Origin of the sequence: uncultured Kluyvera sp., assembly GCF_902485085.1 — a bacterium.
Lineage (GTDB): Bacteria > Pseudomonadota > Gammaproteobacteria > Enterobacterales > Enterobacteriaceae > Kluyvera > Kluyvera ascorbata.
In genome coordinates this window covers 1-24,017 of record NZ_CABTJS010000043.1, presented here as the reverse complement: position 1 = coordinate 24,017, position 24,017 = coordinate 1, and the positions used below count along the sequence as shown (strand labels likewise).

The 24,017-nt window shown below is 52.4% G+C and carries 27 protein-coding genes and 1 pseudogene; all 28 read left to right on the top strand.

The annotated features are described in order from the left end of the window. Positions 1-364 precede the first annotated feature (364 nt). Positions 365-685: a hypothetical protein gene (locus RDN66_RS06015; RefSeq protein WP_308537687.1), complete on the top strand. Its 321-nt coding sequence runs from the start codon at positions 365-367 to the stop codon at positions 683-685. Further along, on the top strand, positions 663-1,199 hold the full coding sequence (locus tag RDN66_RS06010; RefSeq protein ID WP_308537686.1) for a lysozyme: 537 nt from the start codon (positions 663-665) through the stop codon (positions 1,197-1,199). Before RDN66_RS06015 ends, RDN66_RS06010 begins: the two co-directional genes overlap by 23 nt. Next, a complete protein-coding gene (locus RDN66_RS06005; RefSeq protein WP_308537685.1) occupies positions 1,196-1,747 on the top strand; it encodes a hypothetical protein in 552 nt (183 codons plus the stop codon). The genes RDN66_RS06010 and RDN66_RS06005 overlap by 4 nt, the downstream gene beginning before the upstream one ends. 123 nt (positions 1,748-1,870) lie before the next feature. Continuing rightward, a complete protein-coding gene (locus RDN66_RS06000) occupies positions 1,871-2,434 on the top strand; it encodes a hypothetical protein (RefSeq protein WP_308537684.1) in 564 nt (187 codons plus the stop codon). Between the two features lie 56 nt (positions 2,435-2,490). Next, entirely contained in the window at positions 2,491-3,534 is a 1,044-nt protein-coding gene (locus tag RDN66_RS05995; RefSeq protein ID WP_308537683.1) for a terminase small subunit, read from the top strand. 1 nt (position 3,535) lies between these two features. Beyond that, positions 3,536-4,858, top strand: coding sequence for a terminase large subunit domain-containing protein (locus RDN66_RS05990; RefSeq protein ID WP_308537682.1), 1,323 nt, complete (start codon positions 3,536-3,538; stop codon positions 4,856-4,858). A gap of 11 nt (positions 4,859-4,869) precedes the next feature. Further along, entirely contained in the window at positions 4,870-6,288 is a 1,419-nt protein-coding gene (locus RDN66_RS05985) for an anti-CBASS protein Acb1 family protein (protein WP_308537681.1), read from the top strand. Beyond that, on the top strand, positions 6,285-7,109 hold the full coding sequence (locus tag RDN66_RS05980) for a hypothetical protein (RefSeq protein WP_308537680.1): 825 nt from the start codon (positions 6,285-6,287) through the stop codon (positions 7,107-7,109). The genes RDN66_RS05985 and RDN66_RS05980 overlap by 4 nt, the downstream gene beginning before the upstream one ends. A gap of 12 nt (positions 7,110-7,121) precedes the next feature. Further along, complete coding sequence (locus tag RDN66_RS05975; protein ID WP_308537679.1) at positions 7,122-8,741, top strand: NUDIX domain-containing protein; 1,620 nt, start codon at positions 7,122-7,124, stop codon at positions 8,739-8,741. Positions 8,742-8,756: 15 nt separating this feature from the next. Then, entirely contained in the window at positions 8,757-9,617 is an 861-nt protein-coding gene (locus RDN66_RS05970; RefSeq protein ID WP_308537678.1) for a hypothetical protein, read from the top strand. A 16-nt stretch (positions 9,618-9,633) separates the two neighbouring features. After that, positions 9,634-10,665 (top strand): hypothetical protein, encoded by a 1,032-nt coding sequence (locus RDN66_RS05965; protein WP_000719054.1) that lies wholly within the window; start codon positions 9,634-9,636, stop codon positions 10,663-10,665. A gap of 68 nt (positions 10,666-10,733) precedes the next feature. Continuing rightward, positions 10,734-11,216, top strand: a complete 483-nt coding sequence (locus RDN66_RS05960) for a hypothetical protein (protein WP_308537677.1) — start codon at positions 10,734-10,736, stop codon at positions 11,214-11,216. After that, a complete protein-coding gene (locus RDN66_RS05955; protein ID WP_308537676.1) occupies positions 11,213-11,641 on the top strand; it encodes a hypothetical protein in 429 nt (142 codons plus the stop codon). The genes RDN66_RS05960 and RDN66_RS05955 overlap by 4 nt, the downstream gene beginning before the upstream one ends. Beyond that, positions 11,638-12,072, top strand: coding sequence for a hypothetical protein (locus RDN66_RS05950; protein ID WP_115074955.1), 435 nt, complete (start codon positions 11,638-11,640; stop codon positions 12,070-12,072). Before RDN66_RS05955 ends, RDN66_RS05950 begins: the two co-directional genes overlap by 4 nt. Further along, positions 12,056-12,997 carry a hypothetical protein gene (locus tag RDN66_RS05945; protein ID WP_308537675.1) on the top strand — a complete coding sequence of 314 codons (942 nt, stop codon included), beginning with the start codon at positions 12,056-12,058 and terminating at the stop codon, positions 12,995-12,997. Before RDN66_RS05950 ends, RDN66_RS05945 begins: the two co-directional genes overlap by 17 nt. A 4-nt stretch (positions 12,998-13,001) precedes the next feature. After that, positions 13,002-14,396 carry a hypothetical protein gene (locus tag RDN66_RS05940; RefSeq protein ID WP_308537674.1) on the top strand — a complete coding sequence of 465 codons (1,395 nt, stop codon included), beginning with the start codon at positions 13,002-13,004 and terminating at the stop codon, positions 14,394-14,396. A gap of 3 nt (positions 14,397-14,399) precedes the next feature. Further along, positions 14,400-14,837, top strand: coding sequence for a hypothetical protein (locus RDN66_RS05935; RefSeq protein ID WP_279084097.1), 438 nt, complete (start codon positions 14,400-14,402; stop codon positions 14,835-14,837). Continuing rightward, positions 14,834-15,412, top strand: coding sequence for a hypothetical protein (locus RDN66_RS05930; RefSeq protein WP_279084172.1), 579 nt, complete (start codon positions 14,834-14,836; stop codon positions 15,410-15,412). Before RDN66_RS05935 ends, RDN66_RS05930 begins: the two co-directional genes overlap by 4 nt. A 123-nt stretch (positions 15,413-15,535) precedes the next feature. Then, a complete protein-coding gene (locus tag RDN66_RS05925) occupies positions 15,536-17,440 on the top strand; it encodes a lytic transglycosylase domain-containing protein (RefSeq protein ID WP_308537673.1) in 1,905 nt (634 codons plus the stop codon). Beyond that, complete coding sequence (locus RDN66_RS05920) at positions 17,440-18,162, top strand: hypothetical protein (protein WP_308537672.1); 723 nt, start codon at positions 17,440-17,442, stop codon at positions 18,160-18,162. The genes RDN66_RS05925 and RDN66_RS05920 overlap by 1 nt, the downstream gene beginning before the upstream one ends. After that, positions 18,159-18,434, top strand: coding sequence for a hypothetical protein (locus tag RDN66_RS05915; RefSeq protein WP_279084091.1), 276 nt, complete (start codon positions 18,159-18,161; stop codon positions 18,432-18,434). Before RDN66_RS05920 ends, RDN66_RS05915 begins: the two co-directional genes overlap by 4 nt. Beyond that, positions 18,434-19,477, top strand: coding sequence for a hypothetical protein (locus RDN66_RS05910; RefSeq protein WP_308537671.1), 1,044 nt, complete (start codon positions 18,434-18,436; stop codon positions 19,475-19,477). Before RDN66_RS05915 ends, RDN66_RS05910 begins: the two co-directional genes overlap by 1 nt. Continuing rightward, on the top strand, positions 19,474-20,190 hold the full coding sequence (locus RDN66_RS05905) for a hypothetical protein (RefSeq protein WP_308537670.1): 717 nt from the start codon (positions 19,474-19,476) through the stop codon (positions 20,188-20,190). The genes RDN66_RS05910 and RDN66_RS05905 overlap by 4 nt, the downstream gene beginning before the upstream one ends. Next, the gene (locus RDN66_RS05900) at positions 20,187-20,519 is read left to right on the top strand and encodes a hypothetical protein (RefSeq protein ID WP_308537669.1); all 333 of its coding nucleotides are present in this window, start codon (positions 20,187-20,189) and stop codon (positions 20,517-20,519) included. The genes RDN66_RS05905 and RDN66_RS05900 overlap by 4 nt, the downstream gene beginning before the upstream one ends. Next, the gene (locus RDN66_RS05895) at positions 20,516-21,934 is read left to right on the top strand and encodes a ubiquitin-activating E1 FCCH domain-containing protein (protein ID WP_308537668.1); all 1,419 of its coding nucleotides are present in this window, start codon (positions 20,516-20,518) and stop codon (positions 21,932-21,934) included. The genes RDN66_RS05900 and RDN66_RS05895 overlap by 4 nt, the downstream gene beginning before the upstream one ends. A gap of 2 nt (positions 21,935-21,936) precedes the next feature. After that, positions 21,937-22,641: a hypothetical protein gene (locus RDN66_RS05890; RefSeq protein ID WP_308537667.1), complete on the top strand. Its 705-nt coding sequence runs from the start codon at positions 21,937-21,939 to the stop codon at positions 22,639-22,641. 57 nt (positions 22,642-22,698) lie between these two features. Continuing rightward, positions 22,699-23,331 carry a hypothetical protein gene (locus tag RDN66_RS05885; protein WP_308537666.1) on the top strand — a complete coding sequence of 211 codons (633 nt, stop codon included), beginning with the start codon at positions 22,699-22,701 and terminating at the stop codon, positions 23,329-23,331. Positions 23,332-23,415: 84 nt separating this feature from the next. Next, a pseudogene (locus tag RDN66_RS05880) lies at positions 23,416-24,017 on the top strand (hypothetical protein); the annotation flags it as partial.

Genomic DNA, 24,017 nt, shown 5'->3' with positions numbered 1-24,017 from the left:
GAGCATTGACCATGCTGAAATGGGCCGCGCATCAACTCGGTGCGCGCGAGTAAATACCCGCTACAGATTACCAGTGCTCTTCCCGTTGTGGTGAAAGAACATATCGGCTAATACCCGGCCAATAACTCAGCGGCACGCAAATACCGATTGGAGTTAAGCAAGAGATGGGCGCTCGCCATCACAACCACCGCCACCACCAGGGGCCTTTAGGCCATAGAGCCGACATTGCCCTCATATTGCCAGCCTTTGCGCTGGCTTTTTTATTTTCAGGCTCCGGGAAAACTCCCCGACGTGTGTTGTTGTTAAATCAGCCCGAGAGCCTGAACCCCTTACACACAGCACCCCGAAATCCCGGAGGTGTGGAATGCAACGTATGAACCCGACAGATGGACATAACCTGCCGTACTGGTGGTCAACCGCTCTGGGGGTATTTTCCTTGCTCAGTTTACAGGACTACGTCTTTATCCTCGGCGCGCTGATATCGGCGTATTTCACGATAAAGACCTATTACGCGAAGCGCAAAGAAGAGCGGGAACGCCTCGAAGAAGAAAAGAAACGCACACAGCTGCTGGCCGATTACCTGGCTGATGTGAGTCAAAAACCACACTCTGATCGCCCAGCTTCCGCTGAGGTGGTAACGGAGGCTATGCGGAGGATTACCAGTGGCGAACTTGAGGCTGAGTAAGAAAAGCGGGGCTGTGGGCGTTGTGTGTTCCGTTGGCACCATCATTGCCATCGTGATAAGCGCCGGCCATGTGCGCACGAACGAGCGAGGACTGGAGTTAATCGGCAATGCTGAATCCTGTCGCCGTGACCCTTATGTCTGCCCGGCTGGAGTACTGACGGACGGAATTGGCAATACCCACGACGTAAAAGCTGGTGTCCGAAAAACGGATGAGCAGATCGCCCGCGACTGGGAAATGAATATTCTGGAAGCGGAGAAGTGCGTTAACAGCTACGCCAGCGGTAAGGGGCTCAGCGACGACACATTCTCTGCCGTCACCTCTATCACCTTCAATGTCGGCTGCGGCGCCATGAGAAAATCCACGCTCTACTCAATGCTGCGTGACGGTCCCGATGCCTGGCCTTCAGCCTGTAACCAGTTCACGCGATGGGTATACGCCGGAAAGACCATCCTGCCGGGCCTGGTTAAACGCCGTGACGCGGAGAAGCAACTCTGCCTGGATGGGCTGAAATGATCTCGCTGGCGGATTTTAAAATTGGTTGGCGCGCTATCTTGCTGGTTGGCGTCGTAATCATCATTGCGGTGCTCTGTGTGCAGCTTGCGCGCAGCAATGCAGAACTGACCACGTCAGAGAGTGACAACCGGGTACTGCGCAGCGACAACGCGCTACAGGCAAGGGTGATAACCACACAGGCGTTCAACTTCAACCGGTTTAACCAGGTAGCAGAGAACGCCAGCCGCATGAATTCGCTGATAGATGCCGGTACCGAAAAGACTGTCATCGAATACCGGGAGATTCTCCGACGTGAAAAGACATGTGATCTGCCTGTTCCTGCTGATGTCGCTGGTGGGCTGCTCAACTACACGTACCGTCTACGTGCCAGCGCAATGCACCCCGATACCGGGAACACTGACTCAGCCGGTGATAGCGCCGCTGCCGCCAGCGCAATAACGTACTGTCAGGCTGTGCTGTGGATTAACCCGCTGTTGGCTGCAATTGAGAAGGCGAATAACCAGTTGGCGGGAATACGGGAAATAGAGAATATCAGAGCCTCGCAATAGCGTGGCTTTTTATTGCGCTTCGCATGCGCATTCCAAAGAGAGACTTTCAGTCGTGAGCCTGGGCAATCCGTTCGCTCTTGGCGGCGTTGCCATGCGACAGGCTCACATCTAAAAGGAAAAAATATGAAAGGTGAAGTTCACGATCACGCATGTGCAAACTGCTTTGCCGATAAAGGCCCATGCCTGGGTGAATGCAATGTTTATGACGAAAACAGGAATCTTGCTGCAGGTGTAATGCAGGAATATTTCCCGAATGGTGGAAGGGACTGGGATGGAGTCCTTAGCCTGTTCGATGCCATTTACGCTGGAAAAATCCCGGGGGTGCAAGTTCAAATAACTCAGCTAAAACCACCTCGCAACGAAATGCTCGAATACATCAAAACTGCAATTGGCGAAGGTTACCAGCCAGAGCATGAAGATGCGGTATCTGATCTGTCAGTAATCGATGGACTGAATGATGGCGATCTGAATCGTGAATTTGGTAAATGTTGGCAGTGGTACAGCCTGGGCGGAGGTATCCACGAAACACTCGACAAGAAAGTCAGCTTCGAACAAGCAGCTGAACCGCTGATTAAATGGCTGGCAGAAAACGTTCATCCCCACCATACGGTCATTGTTACCAGCACTGATGCTGAATTACTTCAGAGCGAAAAGTCGCATCTAACCGATAAATTCCTGGTCGATTGACATTACAGAGGCCATTCACTGAGTGGCTTCAATAATGACAACCTGAGGAAACAGTAATGGCAAAACCGGACTGGGGCGAGCTTCAGCAACGGTTCCTGTCCGAACATGCCAAATCCGGTATTTCCCCGAAAGAATGGTGCGAAGCGCAGGGACTGAATTACTCGACCGCAAAGCGCTATATCAAAGTTACGAATTATGGTGCGAATTCGCAGAAAGAAAGCGCGATAAAAAATGCGAATTCGCAGAAGGGAAAGACCAGCAAAAAAACTGCGAAGACTGAACCCAAGGTAGCAAAGTCAGTTCAGCGAAACCCTCCGACATCACCTCATCAAACCCATAATGACTTTGGGCTCTCAGACCAGCAGATGATATTTGCTCGTCATGTTGTCAACGGTAAGCCACGCGTTGAAGCGTATCGGCTCGCTGGCTATTCAGATGTTGGACACGGTGCTTACGCCAACGCTAGCCGGTTGATGAGAAATGATAAGGTTTCACGCTACATCAGGCACCTTCGCAACGAACGCCAGCTACGTTACACCGTCGAGCTTGATGATGTCATAGCTCAACTCAAAGCCATCATTGATGCCGACCCAAATGATATCGGTCAGTATCGAAGGGTGAACTGCCGCTACTGCTGGGGATTCGGACATCAGTATCAGTGGCGAGATGCGGTGGAGTTTGAAGAGAAACTCTCTGATGCTATAGCGAAAAAAGGTAAAGAGCCGAATGACAGGGGCGGGTACGGCTTTGACCAGTCCATGGATCCTAACCCTGACTGCCCACGCTGTAATGGTGAAGGTAGAGGGGAGGCATTTTTTGCTGACACGCGCGATATTGAGGGTAACGCTCGATACCTGTTGCATGGGGTGAAGCTGGGTAAATTCGGCATAGAGATTCTTTCTGCTGACAAAGACAGCGCTCGTAAGGAGTTGGCGAGGCTCATTCTTCTGAAAACCACGAACGAACGCCAGTCGCAACTTGATATTGAGCGACTGGAGTTGCAGAACGAGAAGCTGCGACACGAAATAGGCGTGCTGAAAGACGGTGGAAGCGATAACGCGATCGTCGTGCATAACGCATTGCCAATACCAGGAAGATGATATGGCTGATATTCACCTGCCTACGCTGCATGACGGGCAACTGAAAGTCTGGTCTGATGCCTGGGATTATCCACTTAACGCGGTACGCTGCGGAAGGCGGTGGGGTAAGACCTTCATGCTTTCCAGTGCTGCCGTTACGTACTCCACTGCACCATTTAAACGCCCGGGTATGGATATAGAGCTCGGCGGCCGGGTGGGCATCTTCACTGCTGAATATCGTCAGTATCAGGAGATCTACGACAAGCTCGAAGAAATCCTGCTCCCACTGAAGAAAAGCTTTAGCCGCCAAGAAAAGCGCCTGCTGCTGAAGAACGGCGGCAAGGTCGACTTCTGGGTTACCAACGACAACAAACTGGCCGGACGCGGTCGTGAATATGATCTGGTTCTGATTGATGAGGCTGCATTCACCAAATCGCCAGAAATGCTCACGGAGATATGGCCTAAGTCCATAAAGCCGACGTTGTTGACGACAAAGGGCCGTGCCTACGTATTCTCTACGCCTGATGGTGTTGATGAGGATAACTTCTTCTACGCCATCTGCAACGACCCGAAGCATGGCTTTCATCAGCACCATGCGCCGACATCATCAAACCCTTTCGTTCCTCCCGATGAACTGGAGAAGGAGCGGGAACGCTGTGAACCTCGAGTATTCCGCCAGGAGTTCCTCGCGGAGTTCGTAGACTGGTCCGCTGATGCTCTGTTTGACGTAAGTAAGTGGTTTGTCGATGAGCAGCCGGTTGATTACCCGGAAATGTGCCAGGCGGTGTTTGCTGTCATGGATACCGCCGTCAAAGGTGGCTCAGAGCATGACGGCACGGCAGTTGTGTACTACGCCGTCGACACCCGGCCCGGAATCCAGCGCCTCACCATTCTCGACTGGGATGTGGTGCAGATTGATGGCGCGCTGCTGGAAACGTGGATGCCGTCGGTATTCGACCGGCTCAATGAGCTTTCCGGTCAGTGCGTCGCCATCAACGGCAGCCTGGGCGTATTTATCGAGGATGCCAGCATGGGCAGCATCCTTCTGCAAAAGGGCGAAAGCCTCGGATGGCAGGTCAACAAGATTGAATCAGCACTAACCAGCAAAGGTAAGGACGAGCGCGCCATTATGGCATCCGGTTATCACTACCGCGGCCTGGCGAAAATATCCCGATACGCCTACGAGAAGACAGCAGTCTTCAAGGGTGAGACAGCAAACCATCTGCACAAGCAGGTTTCCCGATTCCACCTTGCCGACAAAAAAGCACATAAGCGCGCTGATGACTTGCTCGATGACTACACCTACGGGCTGATCATCGCTTTCGGCAGCAGCGACGCAATCTGATGAGAGAACCAATGAACGAAGACGATTTCGAAATCGGCAGCAGCTCTCCCGAGTTGATGGCATTGCTGGACAGCGATGACATTCAGCCAGGTTCATCGGCTGGCTATCAGGCCTGTAAAACGATTTACCTTTTCCATCCGCTAGGCGGCAAGATGGTTGATCGCCCGATTAAAATGGCGATGAATGAGCCGCGCACCGTACACGTTGCCCAGTCCTATGGACTTGAGCAACGACTGCGTGACGCGTTCGAGCGAGAATGGAAAGCGATGGGTGCTAACCAGCATATCGCTAACGCCGCGCGCATCGCCCGAATTTATGGTGTCTCAGCGATAGCAATGCTGGTGGATAACCAGGAGCCTAATGAATCGCTGGACTATCGCACCCTGTATAAGCACAACGTCAGCTTCAACATCCTCGATCCGCTGAATACCGCTGGCAGCATCGTACTGAATCAAGATCCGAACGCTCAAGACTTTCAGAAAGTAGACGGCATCCGGGTGGCGGGAAAGCCTTATCATAAATCACGCTGTGTCGTTGTTCAGAATGAAGACCCGATTTATCTGGCCTATAACCCAGCCGCATTCGGTTTTACCGGGCGCAGCGTCTACCAGCGCGCTCTGTTCCCGCTGAAGTCCTTCATCCAGACCATGCGCACCGACGATATGGTTGCGGTGAAAGGCGGCCTGCTGATTACCAAAATTGCAGGTGCCGGGGCCGTTGTTAACAAAGTTATGCAGGCACTTGGTGGCTTCAAGCGCATGCTGCTGAAAAGAGGTAAAACTGGCGAAGTCTTGCAGATTGGTCCGCAAGACAATATCGAGTCGATCGACCTGAGCAACCTGGAAAAGCCTCTCGACTCTGCGCGTAAACACATTCTGGAGAACGTGGCAGCAGCCGCCGACATGCCAGCGATCATCCTCAACTCCGAGACGTTCGCCCAGGGGTTTGGTGAAGGCACAGAAGATGCCCGCGCCGTGGCGGTGTACATCGACAACATCCGCGAGTGGCTGGATCAGCTTTACGCGTTCTTTATCCGCGTATGCCAGTACCGCGCATGGAGCATTGAGTTTTTCCAGTCTCTGCGTGCCGACTTCCCGGAGCTGAAAAACACCTACAGCGTGTATTTCGCGAGCTGGATAAACAACTTCGAATATCGCTGGCCGTCCTCCCTGAAAGAGCCAGAAAGCGAGAAGGTGAAGGTCGACGAAACGCGCTTTAAGGCAATCGTCAGCATGCTGGAAGTGTTGTTGCCGCAGCTAACGGCGGACCCGGAAAACCGCGCGACACTGATCGAGTGGGCGTGTGAAAATGCCAACGCCAACGAGAGCCTCTTCCCTCAGCGGCTAAACCTCGATTACGACTCTCTGAAAGAAAACCCACCGCCGGAACCGCCGAAAGCTGAAGAACCGGGCGACGGGATGATGCTATGAACACTTTTACCAGAACCGTGCGAGACGCGGTGAAGTTCTTTCTACGCAACGGATACTCATCTCGTGAAGAGCTTGAACGTTGGCAAAGCATCATCCGCCAGGCAGCAGAAAGCGAAACTGCTGATGACTATATGGCAATGGTCACGCGCAACCTGACGAAAGCCTACGACCTGCAGATTGGGCATGCAGGCGCGCTGAAGCGCCATATAGGCATATCCCGGTTCACGCTCAATTATCTTGAGCCAAAGCTGCGCGCAGAACTCGACAGGCGCATACTCGCCAGCGCTGACCTCATCCAGCTTAACCGCAAAAAGGCCATCGATACCACGCTATCCCGCTTTAGCGGCTGGGCCAGCAGCATTCCCTCTGCCGACAGCATTGCACTGGCTGGTATTCAAGGGACGATGCGGGAGACGGCAGCGCACATTCAGAAGTCTGCTGAACAGGTCGACTTTGAAGCGCGGCGCGTGATGATTGACCAGAACCATAAACTGATTGCCAATATCGATAACGTCATCGCGACGAGCAATAACGCTATAGCGGCGATTTGGCACAGCCACTGGCGACAGTCCGGCTACGACTTCCGGGAAGACCACAAAGAACGTGACCAGCTTTTCTATCTGATACGCGGGAACTGGGCGCAGAAAAACGGATACGTGAAAGCCGGTCCTGCTGGTTATCTCGACGAAATCACGCAGCCAGGTGAAGAGGTCTTTTGCCGCTGCTACGTCACCTACATCTACAACCTCCGCAGCATCCCTGAATACATGCTGACCCAGAAGGGTAGCAAGTTTATGGAGTCGATGAAGAAAGCAGCATAGGAGCATTGGATCGTGGCTATTTTCGCTAGCGGTATCATGTTCCGGCAGGGGAAGAAGATATTTCTCATCCAGCGCTCTGACGATGGCACCTGGTGCCCACCGGGCGGCAAGCTTGAGCCTGGAGAAATAGCAGCTGACGCTGCAAGGCGTGAGGTGCTGGAAGAGGTGGGTTATCAGTACGATGGCCCGCTGACACCGTACAGCGCTGCGAATGACTATCTCACCTACCGGGCCGACATTGGCACCCAGTTTGAACCAACCATCAACGATGAATCACTGGCCGCTGGCTGGTTTGACATCAACGATATGCCCAAGCCGTTACACCCTCCATTTGCAGAGGTGATGACGGCTCCGGCGCTCAATGAAACGCAGGTGGCGGCGCTAATTGCCGACGGCACGCTGAGCAGCCCGCAATTCTTTACCAACATGTGGATGTACGCCATCCGGGTGACCGGAACCGGTGTTACCTGGCGTTCCGCAGACCAGCAGATGGCCTTCCGTAACCCGGATGACTATCTCACCCCCGAATTTCTCCAGCGCGTGGCCGGTGTTCCGCTTATCTGGCTGCATCCGGAGAAAAACAAACTCGATAGCGATGAATTCGCCAGACGTGTTATCGGCACCCTGACAAACGCCTGGGTTTCTGATAACGGCGAGGTGTGGGCCATCGCCCGCGTGTACGACGCTGAAGCCGCCGAGATTATGGCGACCAGGCAACTGAGCACTTCACCGACGGTCACGTTTAGCGAAGTGCCAGATTCAATCATCAAAGTCGACGGTCAGCCTCTGCTGGTGGAGCCATCCCCTCAGCTGCTCGACCACGTTGCAATTTGTGAACAGGGCGTATGGGACAAGCTCCTTGACCCCACCGGTGTTAAATCTGATTCCATACCTAGTGAGGCTGAAAAGATGGACGAGGAAAAATTTGTAGAGTTGTTCAATAAGTGTATGGACGCTCGAATGGCTAAAGCTGATTCAGAGGCAGCAGACCTGAAAGCCAAGGCCGATGCTGAAGAAGCAGCCAAGAAAGAAAAGGCTGATGCTGAGGCAAAAGAGGCCGAAGAGGCGAAAGCCAAAGCTGACGCTGAAGAGAAAGCCGCGAAGGAAAAAGCAGATTCCGAGGCAAAAGAGAAGGCCGATGCTGAAGAGGCAGAGCGTATGGCGAAAGAAAAGGCTGATTCTCAGCTGCGCCAGGAAATCGCCGACCTGCGCTCCCGCATTCCAACTGAGTTGAGCGATGAAGAGCGTAACGAAGTCGCCGATGCGCAGGTGAAGGCTGACAGCGTGTTCTCTTGCTTTGGCAAGCGCGCGCCAGTGCCGCTGTCTGGTGAAAAGCCGCTGGCGTATCGCCGCCGCCTGATGATCCAGTTGCAGGAGCATTCGCCTGACTTCAAATCCGTCGACCTGTCCTCCATTGCTGACTCAGCCCTGCTGAGCGTGGCCGAGAAGACCATCTACGCCGACGCGCAGAAATCGGCAAGCCTGTCTGTTGGCCCTGGCATGCTGCGCGAAATTAAACGCGCTGATGCGACCGGTCGCCAGATCAGCACCTTCGAAGGCGATCCTGCTGCCACCTGGGCTCCGTTCCAGTCCGGCAAGCGTCAGGTCACCAGTTTCAACAACCAGGCTTAACGGGAGCTCTCAAGCATGGCTAATTTATCTCTTAACCCGATGGCAACCACGAACGCGCTGGGTTCCTTCGGTGTGCAGTCCGACGGTTATGTCCAGGGCGTGGCGCTCGATGACCCGGCCAACCGCTTTAATCTGGCTGCAGGCACTGTCGCGGCAACGGAAACCAAACCTCTGTGGGGTGGCCTACCGGTTGCTGAGCTTCTGCCCGGTACCAGTTCAAGCCCGCGCGGATCATACATCCGTCGCGCTGTGTCGGTTGCCGAACTTGAAGGATTCACCGTCTTCAATCAGGCTCACAACGGCCTGACCACTCCGCAGTCTCCGGTCCCGCTGTACGCCTCCGGCATGAGCGTTTCGTTCTACCGCCTGGGTTCTAACATGCGCGTTCCGCTGAAAGCTTCTGCGCAGGTTGTTGCGCTGGGCACTTCCGGCGCCTCAGTGAAAACTCCGCTGGCCTGGGATTTTGTGAATAACCAGATCACCACCGCGGCGGCGGCCGGTTTCGCTGGCGCTGATATTGCGACAACGGATGTGACCTATGCCGCTGGCGTGGCCACAGCCACCACGGCATCCGCACACGGTCTTACTGCTGGTCAGTACGTGAAAATCAGCGGCGTTGCCCCCGCGGCGTACAACGGCACTGTGGTAGTGCTGTCTGTTCCGAGCTCAACGACCTTCACCTACGCACCGGCAACTGCACCAGGCGGCGCTGCAACCACGCAGGGCACCATCGGCGCAGTAACGCTTTCCGACATCACGCTGCCGGTAAAAGTGCTCGCCATCGAATCAGGTAACTCCAAGACTGTCAGCTATGACAGCACGACGGGCTTCCTGACCTGGAATAACACCGACAGCTGCGCGCTGGTCTTACTTTAATCGGGAGCTGAATTAAATGGCTGCAATTACCCCCAGCTACACCATCGTCAATCCGTCGTATATTGCGCCGGAGATGATCATTGGTTACCAGCAGGCATCAGGTGCGTTTGAAACCATCGCCAGCGGTAACCCGCAAGTCCGTCTCGGCGTAGGCGATCAGTACGTCTACATGCGCCGCCTGGATATTCGCACCCAGACCACCTCCAGCCAGTCCGGTAACGGTAACCAGCTGCCGAGCGTGGCGCTGGATGCGAAGATGATTTCAACCCCAACCTACCTGTTCCGCTGCCGTGGTATCTATGATCACCATGACATGGCCGCTGCCGGTAACTGGAACTTTGCACTGCCGGAGGCTCAGCGTCTGGGCATGCGTCAGGGTATTTTCCAGCAGCTGCGCTCAGCTCTGCTGTACGGCATGAACCCTGCTGGTGGTGAAGGTCTGCTGAACACCGCGGGCGCGACCACTGAATCCCTGCCTCCGGACAGCAATAGCAACACTACCGTGTTGACCTATGACCACGGACAGATGGCGGTGTACTTGCTAGGCCACGTACAGGCAGCTCTTACCCGCACCATGCAGTTGGGTCGCCAGCAGCGTGTCGTTATCCTGGGGCCGCAGCGCGTCCTCGGTGCCATGGAGATTCAGCAGATCGTACAGCTCACCTCTTACCAGCGTCCTGGTGGTGGTACTGATACCGTCGGCGGCACTGTGAAAGAAGTGCTGAAAGGCGCAAACGTCCAGGTTGACTGGGTGTATGACGATACCTTGATCGGCGCTGGTGCTGGCGGTACCGACGCTGTGGTGATCACCATCCCTGAGGTCGAAGTGCCAATGGTCAATTCGACCGTGAACACCAACGAATTCGCCAAGCTGACCCCGTCTCTTGCCGCGAACGCGCTGATGTTCACCGACATGGCCGCTCCGCGTGAAATTCCGACGCCGATCGCTGGTGGGGCCATTGATGTTCTTTCCGAAATGCGATCCACCGCAGGCTGGGCAGTTCGTCCGGAAGCAATCACCATCCTGTCCATGGCGTACAGCGCCTAATCCATTCTTTGAAGTGGTTAAGCCTCTGCCGGGGAAATTCAGTAGGGGCTTTTTTACGAGGGTAACCAATGAAACTCTATATCGCTAACACCACCAAGCAGCGCCAGATTTTCGCTTATCGCAAGCTGGAGACCGGCCGCCTTATTCAGATCCCTATTAACCACGGCGATCAGATGATGGTGCTGGATGGCTCAACTGAAGAAGTGGATGCAGTGGTGCAGCATCACCAGGTTTACGGCCTGATTGACTCGACCAAAATCGACCAGAGCCAGGCGTTTGTCGGCCTGTGCTACAGCCTGAATAAGCCTGTATCAGCGTCGGTGATCGAAAAAGCAATCCGCGATAACGATATTCACCTGACCCGTGGTGCCCACGGCCGCCGCCAGGCATCCGTAGCAGCTCTGGATAGCGCGCTGCGTGACAGCGGTACCGGCTATTCCGGAGAGATGGAAGTCAGTGCTGAGCAGGCAAAAGGCCGCGAAGACAGCGAAGACACCCCGACGGTTAACGAAACCATCGTGACTGAAAAATCCGGGAGCAAGAAAAAATGACAACGAGCCTGTCGGGATTCATCGAATTCGTTCGAACTGACATTGGCGTTACCTCCGCACAGGTTCCCGACGACTCGCCGTCTTTCGCTCTGGCATATGGCGGCGCGGTTGAATGGGTAAACCCGGATATTTCGCGCGTAACGCCGAATCTGTACACCGTTGCTGTGTACAACCTTGGCGCATCTTTCCTTGTCAACTACGGCACCGAATCGGTATTCGCTGATTTCAGGAAAGAGTATGGCCTGAACAATTTCAAAGCTGGCGTGATTACCGGCGCCGGTGATAACTCAACGAGCTCGCAGCGTCTGGTCCCTGATTTCTTCAAAGACCTTTCTCTGGCGGATCTGCAGATGCTGCAAGACCCATGGGGCCGCCGTTATCTGATGATTGCGCAGCAGTTCGGCAGCTTGTGGGGGCTCTCATGATCACCCTGCATCTCGGCGTGATGGACATACCCTATGAGGACGAAAACACCACTACGGGTGATGTGGCCGAGTTCCTCGAGGGGAAGTACAAAATCATGCAGACGTTCTTTGACCGCCACGGCCAGGACATTGCCGCATTGATGGCCGATGACCTGGCTGGTGGTCTGGAGAACATGCTGGCGGGCGCGCCGACACCGCGAGACCCGTTTGCCGAGTCGATGTCGCGTGTTCATGATCTGTTTGTTGCGTTCCTTGATAACGAAGAGATGAACGGCATTGATGGCGTCCCGACCCGGCGCGCGCTGCTGGGCATCAGTAAGCGCTTCAAGAGTAAAAAAGGTAATCCAAGACCCTCATTTATCGATACCGGAACATACCAGGCTGCGATGCGCGCCTGGGTAAGCGGGGTGCTGAATGCCTTCCCTCAGTGAACTGCAGCAAACTGCGAAGACCGAGCTTAACGCCGCGCTGACGCAGGGGCTTGATGACTTAAGCCGCTACGAGGTGGTGACCTTCACCAAGTACATCCGCAAGGTTTTACCGCTGGATGGCTTCGTTTTCTGGGTTAAGGCCTCAGTACTGGCTGATGACCTGGACCCTGCGCCGGATACGAAAAATGTGAAGGGGTTCCTGCACCTGACCACCGAGAGCATTCAGGACGACGAGCAGCTATACGACCGCAACGTGGTGACGTTTACCGCGCAATCGGACATCGACCCGTTCAATGACATTGGCGGCGACGTTCTCTACATTGGCGAGTTCTTTGGCATCCAGTTCTCGTTCTCCCGGCGTACCGGGCTGAATGAGTCGGCGGGGTTATTCCACTATACCGGGGAGGCAATTTTCCCGTATATGCGGTCGCAGATTATCAACTCTGCTGACGATATCGATCTGAATGATGTGGTGGTGTCCAGTTCACTGCCTATCTGGCTGACTCTCAACCAGTATATGCCTATGTACCCGGCCATGCTGTCGTTGCAGAACCTTACCCCTCCATATGCAACTGTGAAGTGCTCAGACCCTGTTGGTGTGGCCGCAGGCGCTTATCTTGATGACCAGTCCAGTCAGTGGCAGCTCGTTAGTGAAGACGTGACAATTTCTATAACCGGGCTGCGAAACGCAGCGGCAGAAGATTTTCTGGCGTACATCCACCAGTACACCATGGGTGATAGCTCTGAAATGGGGGTGATGAATATTCCTGTGATTCAGGATGATCGTATTACCCAGAACGAGCTGAACATCATCGCGATGCGTAAAACCATCAAATTCAAAATCAACTATTACCAGCAGCGAATGAAGAATGTTGCACGCTCGCTGATCCTGTCTGCAATTCCATCCATTTACGTGGGGAAATAGCCAAATGGCAATTGTTAACATCAACGTATCGGTAACCAATCCGCCTAAGCCGTCCCAATTACTGAAGTCCGGCGCGCTGGTTTCGGTTGGTGGCACCACGCTAACAGCGGGCAGCTACCAGTTACTTTCAACGAAAGACGATCTGAAAAACATCATTGCGCCGGCGAAAACTATCACGGCGCTTGCCTGGGCGACGAACGTGGTTACTGTCACGCTATCTGCCCCCCATGGCTGGACCACTGGCGATACCGTGCCAGTGATTATCTCAGGGGCTGCGCCAACGGCTTACAATGGTTCCTTTACAGCAACGGTCACCAGTTCAACCGCTTTCACGTACCCGCTGAGTTCTGATCCTGGCACCGCAACAACCATGGGGACGGCGACTACCGTTAATGCGCTTGAAATCCAGCAGATGAACACCTCGTACTGGGCTCAGGGCACAAACCGCGCAGTGTATGTTCTCGAACTTGGTGATGTCAGCAATGTAGCTGCAATTAAGGCACTGAGCGATTTTATCGACGAGGACATTGCACTGGGTAACACCTACCAGACTTTCTTCTCATACCTCGTGCCGCGTGAGTTTGCTGATGAAGCAACATTCAAAACCCTGACCGGTCTTTACACGTCTCCAAGCTCACTCGTGTATTTCTTCGTGACCACAACCATCGCAAATTATGCTGATTGGGTGGTGACTGCGAACAAGTCAGTATGCGCAGGCGTAGAAGCTCCAGCGATTGCTGCGAGCGAGTTCTCTATGGCCGCAGTATTTCAGTCTTCGCTGTCCAACGACCCAGGATCATCAAATCAGGTTCCACCGATGGCCTGGCGCTTCATGTACGGCGTAACTGAGTATCCGCCAGCCGGTAACAGCACGCTGTTGAAAACGCTGCAGGATAACAGCATCAATTACATCGGCTCGGCAGCGGAAGGCGGCCTGAGCAACAAGATGCTGGTGGCGGGGCACATGCTGGACGGAAACCCATTCAACTACTGGTATTCGGTAGCCTGGGCCGCTATCAACCTCGAGCTGGATTTGGCAAACGAGGTAATCAACGGCTCCAACACCAACATTAATCCGCTCTACTATGAGCAGGTGGGCATTGACCGTTTGCAGAACCGCGCGCTGAAGACGCTGCGCAACGGCATCAGCTACGGGCTGATTCTGGGCCAGGTGGTGGGCACCAAACTTATCCAGACCGATTTCAACGCGGAATATGAGAAGGGTACCTATGCAGGGAATGCGGTTATCAACGCCGTGCCGTTCTCCAGCTATACCAGCCTCAATCCATCGGATTACCAGGACGGTAAATATAACGGTCTCAGTGCCGTTATGACCCCGCGTCGCGGATTTGAATCCATCACGTTTAACGTGAACGTAACCAACTTTGTAGGGGCGTAAAAAATGGGAAACCCAATGGTGCCTCAGGGCTTTTTGAACCGCGTTAAAGGGGCGATCTCGGTTACAGATAATCCCAATCTCAACATTACAGCGCCATATCTCGGCAAAGAGATGATCAGCCTGCGCCCGGATGCGCCGGCCACTGACATTATCCCCACGGCGACTGGTACCGTGGGGAGTCAGGTCCCATATCAGCAGGTGACGCTAACCGTCCACCTACTGAAAACGCAATCCATCGGCGCGAGCTACCAGCAGCGCTTTCTGACGGATACCTCACTGGGGGAAGTTGTTGTTTCCCCGGATGCGACAACTTTCAGCAACTACACCCTGCAAAACTGCTATCTGGTCAACTTTAACGAGCTTTCATTCAGTGGCTCGGATGCCGGGTATGTAGTGACGATTTCAGGGTATCTGCCGATTAACGACAACATGTGGAACTGACCGTGAAAATTGACCGCAAATTGAACTTTGTCAGCACCGTCATCCGTGAAGATGGAACGCTGCTTTACCTGCATGCCGTTCCATTGCCTTACGAGGTGGTTGAGGAAAACTGCGTGTTGCTTGGCAGCATGTTTAATAACTTCTTCTCGATGGTTGGTGGTATTGGCGCGCCTCGCGTGGCCGCAATGATGTTGCGCAAAGCGTTAAAATCTCAGCAGGAACGAGAACCGGGTGCTCCGACGATCATCGATGATATGCAGCGCCTAACTTCCGTCGTGTGGAACGATGACGGGACCTGGAAAACAACGCCTTTAGACACCGCATTCAAGCAGGGGATTATCACACCGGATGAATACCGTGAAGTTGAAGGCGAGGTGGTTTTTTTTATGGTGGCCTCTGCGATTCAGAAAGCGAACTTGATCGCCGGAACGGTGGGACAAGCGCTCGATGCGTACAATGGTCAACTTACCTCCTTGACCAGTACGGCGTATCGCGATTCTTTACTGACATCGAAAACGGATACCGATACCCAGACCCAGATTCCCCAGCAGGAACTATCACACATACCCTCCTGACGTGGGCCTCTAATGAAGGCTTCCGCGAGCTCTGCCGTGAATTAGACATGGGCGACTATGAAAGCCCGTTGCAGTTCCGGCAGCGCTTCATCCTGGAAGCAATAAAGCAGAAGGGATATTTCAATGGCAGCTAAGGCGATTGTCGATATTGCTGTTAATGACGACAGCTTTAACTCATTCCTCGACAAGTTTAACGGATATAAAAAAGCGGTCGATGAATTGCCAGAGGCCTGGCGAATGTCGTCACGTGGAATCGGTGATTCTGCCAAAGAAACCGAAAAAATGCGTCATAGCATGGATGCTGTCACCAAGGCATTCACTGATGGCGTAGCTTCAATATCCGCACTGAACGGCGGCCTGGACCAGTTAAACCAGAGCCTCGACAAAGCCGGTAAAACACAGTCAGATCTGAATAAGAAAACCAGTGGTGCCAGCAACTTTCTGAGCAAAGCCAGCAAAGACGCCAAAAGCCTGGCCGGGCACCTTAAAGACGCAACTACCAGCCTGTTGTCCTGGGGTAGCATTGTTGGTGTTTTAACTGGGCTGGCTGGCGCAGGTGGTCTGTGGGGTATGAACCGCCTGGCCGGTTCAGCATCGGCCCAGCGCTTCACCGCTATGGGATTGGGGACAACGGCCGGCGGTCTAAACTCTGCGGCGGTGAACTTCCAGAGCGCGCTGGGTAATCCGGTTGGTACTCTGGGAGCTATCCGCGACGCTCAGGCAGATCTCGGTAAACGCTGGACCTTTAACGCCATGGGTGTTGATGCCAACCAGGACCCGACGAAGCTGTTGCCTGAGATGATTAAATCTGCGCGCGATATCTTCGTGAAGAACGGTAGCACCCAGCAGGGGGCAGAGGCGTACGGGTTAACGAACTACTTCACCCTCGATGACCTGAACCGTTTTAAAAAGATGAGCGATGCGGAAATTGACGCAATGGCAAAACAGGCCGCCGTCGATACGCAGAAGCTTCAGGTATCCGATCGTCAGCTGAAACAGTGGCAGGATTTCAACATCCAACTCGACCGCAGCAAAGTCAGTATCAGCAACACCTTTATTCGTGGGCTGGCGCCACTGACGCCGGAGTTAATCAAACTCTCCGATGCGTTTTCTGGCGCCATTGATACCGTACTGAAGTCCCCTGAGCTGGGCAAATGGATAGATAGCCTGGCTGGCGGCATTCAGAAATTCGGCAATTACCTTGCTTCACCTTCGTTCAAATCTGACGTAGATGCATTCATGTCCGCAGTGGAAAAGCTGGGCAAGGTCATCATGAGCGTTATCGGGTGGATCACTGGCGATTCCTCATCTTCTGCGGGGTTGCAGGCTAATTCCTCATTCCTGAATAACACCGTGAAAACGGACTCCTCAGGTACTCACTATGTGAAAGGCGGCTTGAGCGATCCGAACACCCCAGCAGGCTCTAAATGGTTAACGAGACAGCTATACGCTTTAACGGGGACCGCGCCAACAGAGTATGACCAGTACTTTGAGGAAGCGGCTAAAAAGTATGGTGTTGATGCGAAAATGCTCAAGGCCATTGCTGGAGCCGAATCTTCCTGGGACCAAAATGCCACAGGTCCAAAAACTAAATACGGCCAAGCGCAGGGGTTGATGCAGGTAATGCCGGGTAACTTCCAGTCTGGAGAAAATCCGTTTGACCCACGAGACAACATCATGGCTGGAGCAAGAATCTATTCTGATGCTCTTAAATGGGAGAGCAAAAAAGGTGGTGGGCTTGATGAGGTTCTCCGTTACTACAACGGCGGGCGTCGTCGCGGTAGCAAGGAAAACATTGATTATCCAGGCCGGGTTCGCGAGCAATATATGGCGCTCTACGGGAAAAGCACTCCTGTCATTGACCCTAACCAGCATGATGCATATTGGCAGCGACAGACAGAAGCTAAAAATAACCAGCTCCTGCAACAAATAGCTGACAACACCAAGGTGGGCAGTAAGGGAATAACTGTAAATAACAATACCGGCGGTAACGCAATTGTTACCAGCACCCAGATTGGGGGGTTCTGATGGCATTTACGCGTGAGTTATATCAGCTTGGCTTCGAGATCTCCCCAGTTATCCTTTGCGGAGGTATTGCGCAGGCGATACCGGGAGGGATGATGCCTATCGTGGCGCTGACGCAGAGCGCCAGTTTCGTTACAGGTCTGCTGAGTGGCGCCAGCAACCTCACAAACATGGATAAGTACTTTTGCCACTGGCGCGCGGCACAGGGCGGCACAATGCTGGACTATGAAATAGGCCGGTACCCGTTTGCAAACCAGACGGTGGCTGCGAACGCGCTGCTGGCTATGCCCCTGCAGATATCCCTGATTATGGATGCACCGGTTAACGAGAACACTGGGGCGATGACGAAGCTTGTCACCCTCAGCGCGCTCCAGGCAGCGCTACAAGCCCACGCAAACCTCGGCGGGACATTCATTGTTGCCACTCCAGCGTTGATTTACAGCGGCTGTATTTTGAAGAGCGTCAGAGATGTTACCGGAGGAGGCGGCAGCGATCCCACACCGCAACGCCAATGGCTCTGGAGCTTTGAGCAACCTCTCGTTAGTGAAGCGCAAGCAGGGCAGGCAGTGAATAGTTACATCAGCAAGATTGATGCCGGCGACGTGACAACCAGTAGCGCCTGGACGAACACCGTAGCTGCACTGGGAAATACTTCGCTTGGCGGTAGTGTCTCTGATGCAGTAACTGGCCTGATCGGGAAATTGAGCGGGACATTCGGCATATGAGTACAGACCTGTATCCCTTTTCGGGGAATGAGAAGACCAGCATGGTTTTCACTCCTGTTCTGGACGGTTCCGTTTATAACTGCCAGATAAAATGGAATATCGCTGGCCAGCGTTGGTACCTGAACGTCACTGATAACTCCGGGGCTCGTCTTCTTACCACCCCGCTAATCGGCTCTCCGGTAGGTACCGATATCAACCTTCTATTCGGTGTTTTTTCGTCAACGAAAATGGTCTGGCGCTATCCGAATGCTCAGATAGAGGTGATCAGCTGATGCGGTATTACGACATTAAAATATCCTACCCACCAGATAGCAAAGGTAACCCCGGAAAGCTCTACAAGCAGTACTCCAGTCTGCGCAATGGTGTTTTTAATCCCGGCAATCTCATGGTTGAGTTTGATATCCAGAGATTCGGTGAGTCCACCCCGAAGGGGCAGAGTATTATTACCATCTGGGGAATAAGCCCTCAGGAAATGCAGCAGTCCCGGCAAGATATGTTCGGCATGGTCATCGAAATGTGGGTTGGCATGTCCAAGGGATTGCCTTTGGCGAAGCCTGGTCAGTCTGGATTGGTGATGAAAGGGACCGTATGGCAGGTACTGGGGAACTGGCAGGGAACTGAGCTGAGGATGGATCTTATCGTTACCGCAGGTCCAGTTTCCCCAACTAATCCGGCACCGCTTGCTCCTCTTAACCTAACATTGCCGTGGAATAAGGGGATAAAGCTATCCGTGGCCCTGACTCAATGCCTGCAGAACCTTGGTGGTGGTTATCGTTTCAATATCAGTATCAGCGACCGACTGATCAACAGCTACGATAGCCAGATGATATGTGGCAGCCTGACTGAGTTAGCCAGTCGATTGAATTCACTAAGCCGCGGGATAATCCAGGATGCCAACTACACCGGCGTTGAAATCTCTGTCGTTAATGGCAATGAGATACGCGTATTTGATAATGATTTCTCTAATCATTCAGATAGTAGTGAGAAGGGCAGCGCCAACTACCGAAGGAACAATCCAATCCAAATTGAGTTCACTGATCTTGTTGGGCAACCAACATGGGTACAGTTTGGCGTTGTCACGATTCCCTGTGTCATGCGAAGTGATATTCAGGTTGGCGATTACATTCGCATGCCGAAAAAGCTAAGGCCAATGGTCCAGGCTTCCTCTTACTCACAATTCCGCAATGATTCGACATTTTCCGGGGACTTTTTAGTTTCATCAGAGAGATTGCTGGGAAATAGCCGACAGCCTGATGCTAATTCCTGGGTGACCATTATTGAGGCGCAGCCGGCACCGGAGAACACATCATCATGAGCACTGAGAAAAAGCTCAGCTTCGCCGGCAATATGAATAATTTTGCCGCGAACAAGATCGCCCAGGCCCAGCTAATGGCTGGAAAAGTTTTACCGGCCGCCGTTGTAGAACGTAACGGGAATATGGTGGTTATACAGGTTCTTCTCCGCAATGTACCGTATGTCGTTCCTCACCTGACAGTCCCGCTATTCGGTCCGGAGTATATCCGCTATCCAATGCAGCCTGGCGACAAAGGCATTTTAATCCCGGCAGATACGTATCTCGGTGGCGTCAGTGGGCTTGGCGGCGGTACTGCTGACCTGACGCCACCGGCTAATCTCAGTGCGCTGACGTTCCTCCCAATCAGTAATACGGAATGGGATAGCGTCAATTCTAACGTGTTGACGATGTACGGACCGGAAGGTGTGACGCTTCGTGATTCTGGCAGCAATACAACTTTTATCCTTACTCCCACGAGCATAACGATTGTCACACCTGAACAGTTCAAGGTCACTGTCGGCGGTACCGCATTTACGCTCACCGGCACCTCATGGGCATTAACTGGTCAATCTGGAACCATTCAGGACAGCGAAGCCAGCACCAGCCCTTCCATTATGCACACAGGGTGGCAGAGCTTGCTTGAGTGGGCCAATACGCACAAGCACTCAAACGGCAACGGCGGAAGTGATACTGGCGCGGCCACAACTCAACTTGACGGGAACATCACGCAATGAGGACATACGGACGGGATGAGAGCGGGAAGTGGTTGAAAGTTGAGACGGACAGTAACGGGTTTAATGATTCGGTTTATCTGACAACGCTCATTCAGAACCTGAAACTGGCACCTCAGGAGTCGCCGTTTTTTGCGGAAAACGGGATACCGGCAAACGGCTCTGTGATCCAGCAGATACTGCCAACATTTTACGTTAACCGGATTCAGCAGCAATTCAGCCAGTATTTTTCATCGCTGCAGATCTCTCTGACAGAGAGTGATCCTCCGGCCTACACCATTACAGCCATTACGAACTCGGGCTCAAAAATTATAACGCAGGTATATGTATGAGTGATTTACCAGTCATTTATGATGAATCTGGCCCGGTCCCGCAAACCGCCGAGGAGTTGCGCACCAAAATCGTATCGCTGGCCACTGAAATGGCTCCGGGTATCACAACCGAACTTCCTGGCTCATTGATTGAGGATATGGTCAGCACCAGCACCGGCGGTGCTATTGTTTGTGACCAGGCCCGCGTAGATCTCCTTAACTCAGTCGGACCGTTAGGCGCGAACATCTCACTTCTTAATTTGCTTTCTCAGCAGTACGGTGTTCCTGGGCAAAAGTCAGAGGGGTTAACGACGGTTCCAATATCGTTTTCTGGGCCAGCAGGATTTGCCATCCCGCAGGGGTTCCTGGTGTCGGACGGAAATTACCAATACGCATTGGATGATGCGACGATCATACCGTCTTCAGGAACGACATCACCTGTAACCTGTAATGCCACGGTGAGTGGGGTATGGGCTGTTCCCGTTGGAACGGTGACTAACATTGTGACGAGCTTGCCAGCAGATATAACGCTGACCTGCACAAACCTCACCGCTGGCGTACCCGGCAGCGAAACCGAAACCGTCCCAGAATATAGGGTTCGTGTGTGGGATGCGGGAATGAAGACCGTCCAGGGGTATCCTGGATTTATCCGCACCGAGCTTAATGCGGTCGAAAATATTGTGGCCAGACTCACCTCTGTCGTTCAGGATGGTAATTATTGGGTGATCATGTGTGGCGGTGGCGACATTTATTCGATGGCGGGCGCTATCTATAAAGCAGCGGGTGATATTAGTCGATTGAAGGGAAGCACCTTGAATGTGACGGGGATCAGTAATGCCAATCCGGGGGTGGTTACCACTGACTTAACTCACGGATTTTCGTCTGGGCAAGTTGTCAGAATCACCGGCGCGAATGGTATTACTGGCGTGAATGATGTCGAACTGACGGTTGCTGTTGTTACCCCTCACTCTTTCTCGATTGGCATTGATACCAGCAGCTCGGGGGCCTGGGCGAGTGGCGGAGAAATTACGCCAAACCTCAGGAATCAGACGGTAACGATTAATGACTGGCCTGATAATTACGCAATTCCGTTCGTAACGCCATTACAGCAACTGGTTACCATAACGTATCAATGGCGCACTGAAGGAAGTAATTACCTGACAGATGCCACAATTATGTCGTTGGTATCTGCTCCGACGATTAATTACATCAACGGGATATACTCTGGTAAGCCGTTAAACATTAATACCCTCAAGGATGTTTTTCTTGATGCGGTCAATGGCACGCTTAACAAAGACCTGTTCAGTGTCCTTAATGTCGTTGTTACAGTTAATGGTACGATTACGGGTGTTGATGCCAATACCAACATTATCAGTGGTGACCCATACAGCTATTGGTTTATTCCTGATGATGGGGTCTATGTTTCTGGAGCGTAATAATGCTTGAAGATATTATCCGTGCTTATCTTTATACACAGTATAACGATGACGAAAACCTACAAGCATTTGTTGATGCATACAATACCGTAGCCAAAGGTGTTTATGACTGGATGGTTAATGCCAACCTCCCGGTATTTATTGGTCCTTATAATTCTGGCGATCAGTTGAAATGGATTGCAGCGGGTATCTATGGGGTAAGTCCACCAATACTCATTAGCTCGAAGCAGAATATCTATGGCCCATATAACTCATTAACTTTCAACACGATTGCGTTTAACGGTAGAAAAGTTGTAGACCAATCTGAGCAGGTTGTGGCATCAGACGACTTGTTTAAGCGGGTGATGACATGGAATTTCTACAAAGGTGATGGGTTCTACTTCACCATTCCATGGCTTAAGCGCCGAGTCTTGCGGTTCCTTACTGGTGTTGATGGTGTCGACGTTGTCAACGACCAGCGCTGGAGTATATCCGTGCTGTTCTCGTCATCAGGCGCGACGATCTCAATCATTAAAGGATACCGAAAGCTGACTGATTCAGCGATGTTCAATGCCAGCGCTTTCAATACGCGCGCCTTTAACCAGAATAGCAGTGTACTGATTAAAAGCACCGAGTATGAGTATGCTGCGTTGTTCAAGCAGGCCTTTGATAGCGGGCTACTACATATGCCATTTTACCAACCAGTTACCGTGACTATCGTTGGTTGAAGTTGTCACGGCACAGTGTAAGATTTACTCACAATCCATTGCGCGTTAGGGAAGAAAATGAAAGGTTTATGCGGGGTGATTTTTTCATGCATGGTGCTAGTTGGTTGTGCGAACCCATCAATTCAGAAGCAGAGGGACATTTTAGTCTCAAGAGCCCCATCAGATTACGCTGTAAATGGTAGTACTACACCAGTAAGAATGAATGATATCAGGGAACAGTTAGTTTCCAATGGATGGGAAACCAATGATTTTATAAAAAGACTTACTGATAAATGCTATCACTTGTCTTATTATGATTCAGGAAGTTGCGCTCTTGATTACTATTATGGTGAATTGCTAACGAGAAAATCTGAAAAACAAAGCGCCGCTTGTGATAAAAATGAAGAGTGCGTAAGAAATAGGAATGTTGATTCAGCATCACAATCTCTCAATGCTACATATTATCTCGTAATGGCGAGAAATCAATACGACCAGTCATGGTTTGATTTAAACATCAGGTCTCTGTGTAAATCAGCAGGGATTGCTCAGCGCAATGGGATTTCTTTGGATAGAATAAAATATGATGTTGAGCAGCAGCCTGGATTATCTCCAGAGGTAAGGGGGCAATTCAGGGATGTTGCTGCCGCTTGCTGGGTATTGAGTAAAAATGGTATCCAAGATGGTACAACCACCATTAAAAATATTTATTGATCGATAGCTCACTTAGGTGGGCTTTTTTGATACCCAAACCTCGCTTCGGCGGGGTTTTTTATTACCTAAATTTCAGGAGGACAAATGTCCTTAACCTTACTGGCATCAAACAATGCCTCAACAGTACTGGCTTCGTCAATCAATGCTAGCGCCACGACGCTTACGGTAAACACTGGAGCGGGTAGTTTATTCCCAAGCCCGGTAGCGGGAACCAGTTTCTTTAAGCTCACCCTCATTGACGCAGCGACAGGGCAATTAACTGAGATTGTACACGTCACAGCCAGAACTGGCGATGTGATGACGATTGAACGAGCTCAAGAGGGAACCGTCGCGCGAGTATGGTCTGCGAACGATATCGCTGCAAACATGATGACAGCAGGAACGCTGTCTTACATTTTGGTGAATTTTCAGCCACTCGACGCCACGCTGACGGCGCTAGCGGGATTAACCGGTGCCGCTGATAAGCTGCCGTACTTCAACGGCGACGACACCGCAGCGTTAACTGTGCTTACCGCTTTCGCCCGCGAAATTCTGGCGCAAACTGACGCAGCTGGCGTCCTCTCAAAGCTTGGTTTAGGAAATACGAAGTATGGAGCACCACTAATCGGTCAGTTAATCGAATGGCCGCTTCAGAAAATGCCACATGAAATCTGGCCTGATATGGGACAGGAGTACATCCCGTACAT

What these genes read in the sequence shown, in the direction of transcription:
- RDN66_RS06015 (WP_308537687.1), top strand. Translation starts at nt 365, where the DNA reads ATGCAACGTATGAACCCGACAGATGGACATAACCTGCCGTACTGGTGG.
- RDN66_RS06005 (WP_308537685.1), top strand. Translation starts at nt 1,196, where the DNA reads ATGATCTCGCTGGCGGATTTTAAAATTGGTTGGCGCGCTATCTTGCTG.
- RDN66_RS06000 (WP_308537684.1), top strand. Translation starts at nt 1,871, where the DNA reads ATGAAAGGTGAAGTTCACGATCACGCATGTGCAAACTGCTTTGCCGAT.
- RDN66_RS05995 (WP_308537683.1), top strand. Translation starts at nt 2,491, where the DNA reads ATGGCAAAACCGGACTGGGGCGAGCTTCAGCAACGGTTCCTGTCCGAA.
- RDN66_RS05990 (WP_308537682.1), top strand. Translation starts at nt 3,536, where the DNA reads ATGGCTGATATTCACCTGCCTACGCTGCATGACGGGCAACTGAAAGTC.
- RDN66_RS05985 (WP_308537681.1), top strand. Translation starts at nt 4,870, where the DNA reads ATGAACGAAGACGATTTCGAAATCGGCAGCAGCTCTCCCGAGTTGATG.
- RDN66_RS05980 (WP_308537680.1), top strand. Translation starts at nt 6,285, where the DNA reads ATGAACACTTTTACCAGAACCGTGCGAGACGCGGTGAAGTTCTTTCTA.
- RDN66_RS05970 (WP_308537678.1), top strand. Translation starts at nt 8,757, where the DNA reads ATGGCTAATTTATCTCTTAACCCGATGGCAACCACGAACGCGCTGGGT.
- RDN66_RS05965 (WP_000719054.1), top strand. Translation starts at nt 9,634, where the DNA reads ATGGCTGCAATTACCCCCAGCTACACCATCGTCAATCCGTCGTATATT.
- RDN66_RS05960 (WP_308537677.1), top strand. Translation starts at nt 10,734, where the DNA reads ATGAAACTCTATATCGCTAACACCACCAAGCAGCGCCAGATTTTCGCT.
- RDN66_RS05955 (WP_308537676.1), top strand. Translation starts at nt 11,213, where the DNA reads ATGACAACGAGCCTGTCGGGATTCATCGAATTCGTTCGAACTGACATT.
- RDN66_RS05950 (WP_115074955.1), top strand. Translation starts at nt 11,638, where the DNA reads ATGATCACCCTGCATCTCGGCGTGATGGACATACCCTATGAGGACGAA.
- RDN66_RS05945 (WP_308537675.1), top strand. Translation starts at nt 12,056, where the DNA reads ATGCCTTCCCTCAGTGAACTGCAGCAAACTGCGAAGACCGAGCTTAAC.
- RDN66_RS05940 (WP_308537674.1), top strand. Translation starts at nt 13,002, where the DNA reads ATGGCAATTGTTAACATCAACGTATCGGTAACCAATCCGCCTAAGCCG.
- RDN66_RS05935 (WP_279084097.1), top strand. Translation starts at nt 14,400, where the DNA reads ATGGGAAACCCAATGGTGCCTCAGGGCTTTTTGAACCGCGTTAAAGGG.
- RDN66_RS05925 (WP_308537673.1), top strand. Translation starts at nt 15,536, where the DNA reads ATGGCAGCTAAGGCGATTGTCGATATTGCTGTTAATGACGACAGCTTT.
- RDN66_RS05920 (WP_308537672.1), top strand. Translation starts at nt 17,440, where the DNA reads ATGGCATTTACGCGTGAGTTATATCAGCTTGGCTTCGAGATCTCCCCA.
- RDN66_RS05915 (WP_279084091.1), top strand. Translation starts at nt 18,159, where the DNA reads ATGAGTACAGACCTGTATCCCTTTTCGGGGAATGAGAAGACCAGCATG.
- RDN66_RS05910 (WP_308537671.1), top strand. Translation starts at nt 18,434, where the DNA reads ATGCGGTATTACGACATTAAAATATCCTACCCACCAGATAGCAAAGGT.
- RDN66_RS05905 (WP_308537670.1), top strand. Translation starts at nt 19,474, where the DNA reads ATGAGCACTGAGAAAAAGCTCAGCTTCGCCGGCAATATGAATAATTTT.
- RDN66_RS05900 (WP_308537669.1), top strand. Translation starts at nt 20,187, where the DNA reads ATGAGGACATACGGACGGGATGAGAGCGGGAAGTGGTTGAAAGTTGAG.
- RDN66_RS05895 (WP_308537668.1), top strand. Translation starts at nt 20,516, where the DNA reads ATGAGTGATTTACCAGTCATTTATGATGAATCTGGCCCGGTCCCGCAA.
- RDN66_RS05890 (WP_308537667.1), top strand. Translation starts at nt 21,937, where the DNA reads ATGCTTGAAGATATTATCCGTGCTTATCTTTATACACAGTATAACGAT.
- RDN66_RS05885 (WP_308537666.1), top strand. Translation starts at nt 22,699, where the DNA reads ATGAAAGGTTTATGCGGGGTGATTTTTTCATGCATGGTGCTAGTTGGT.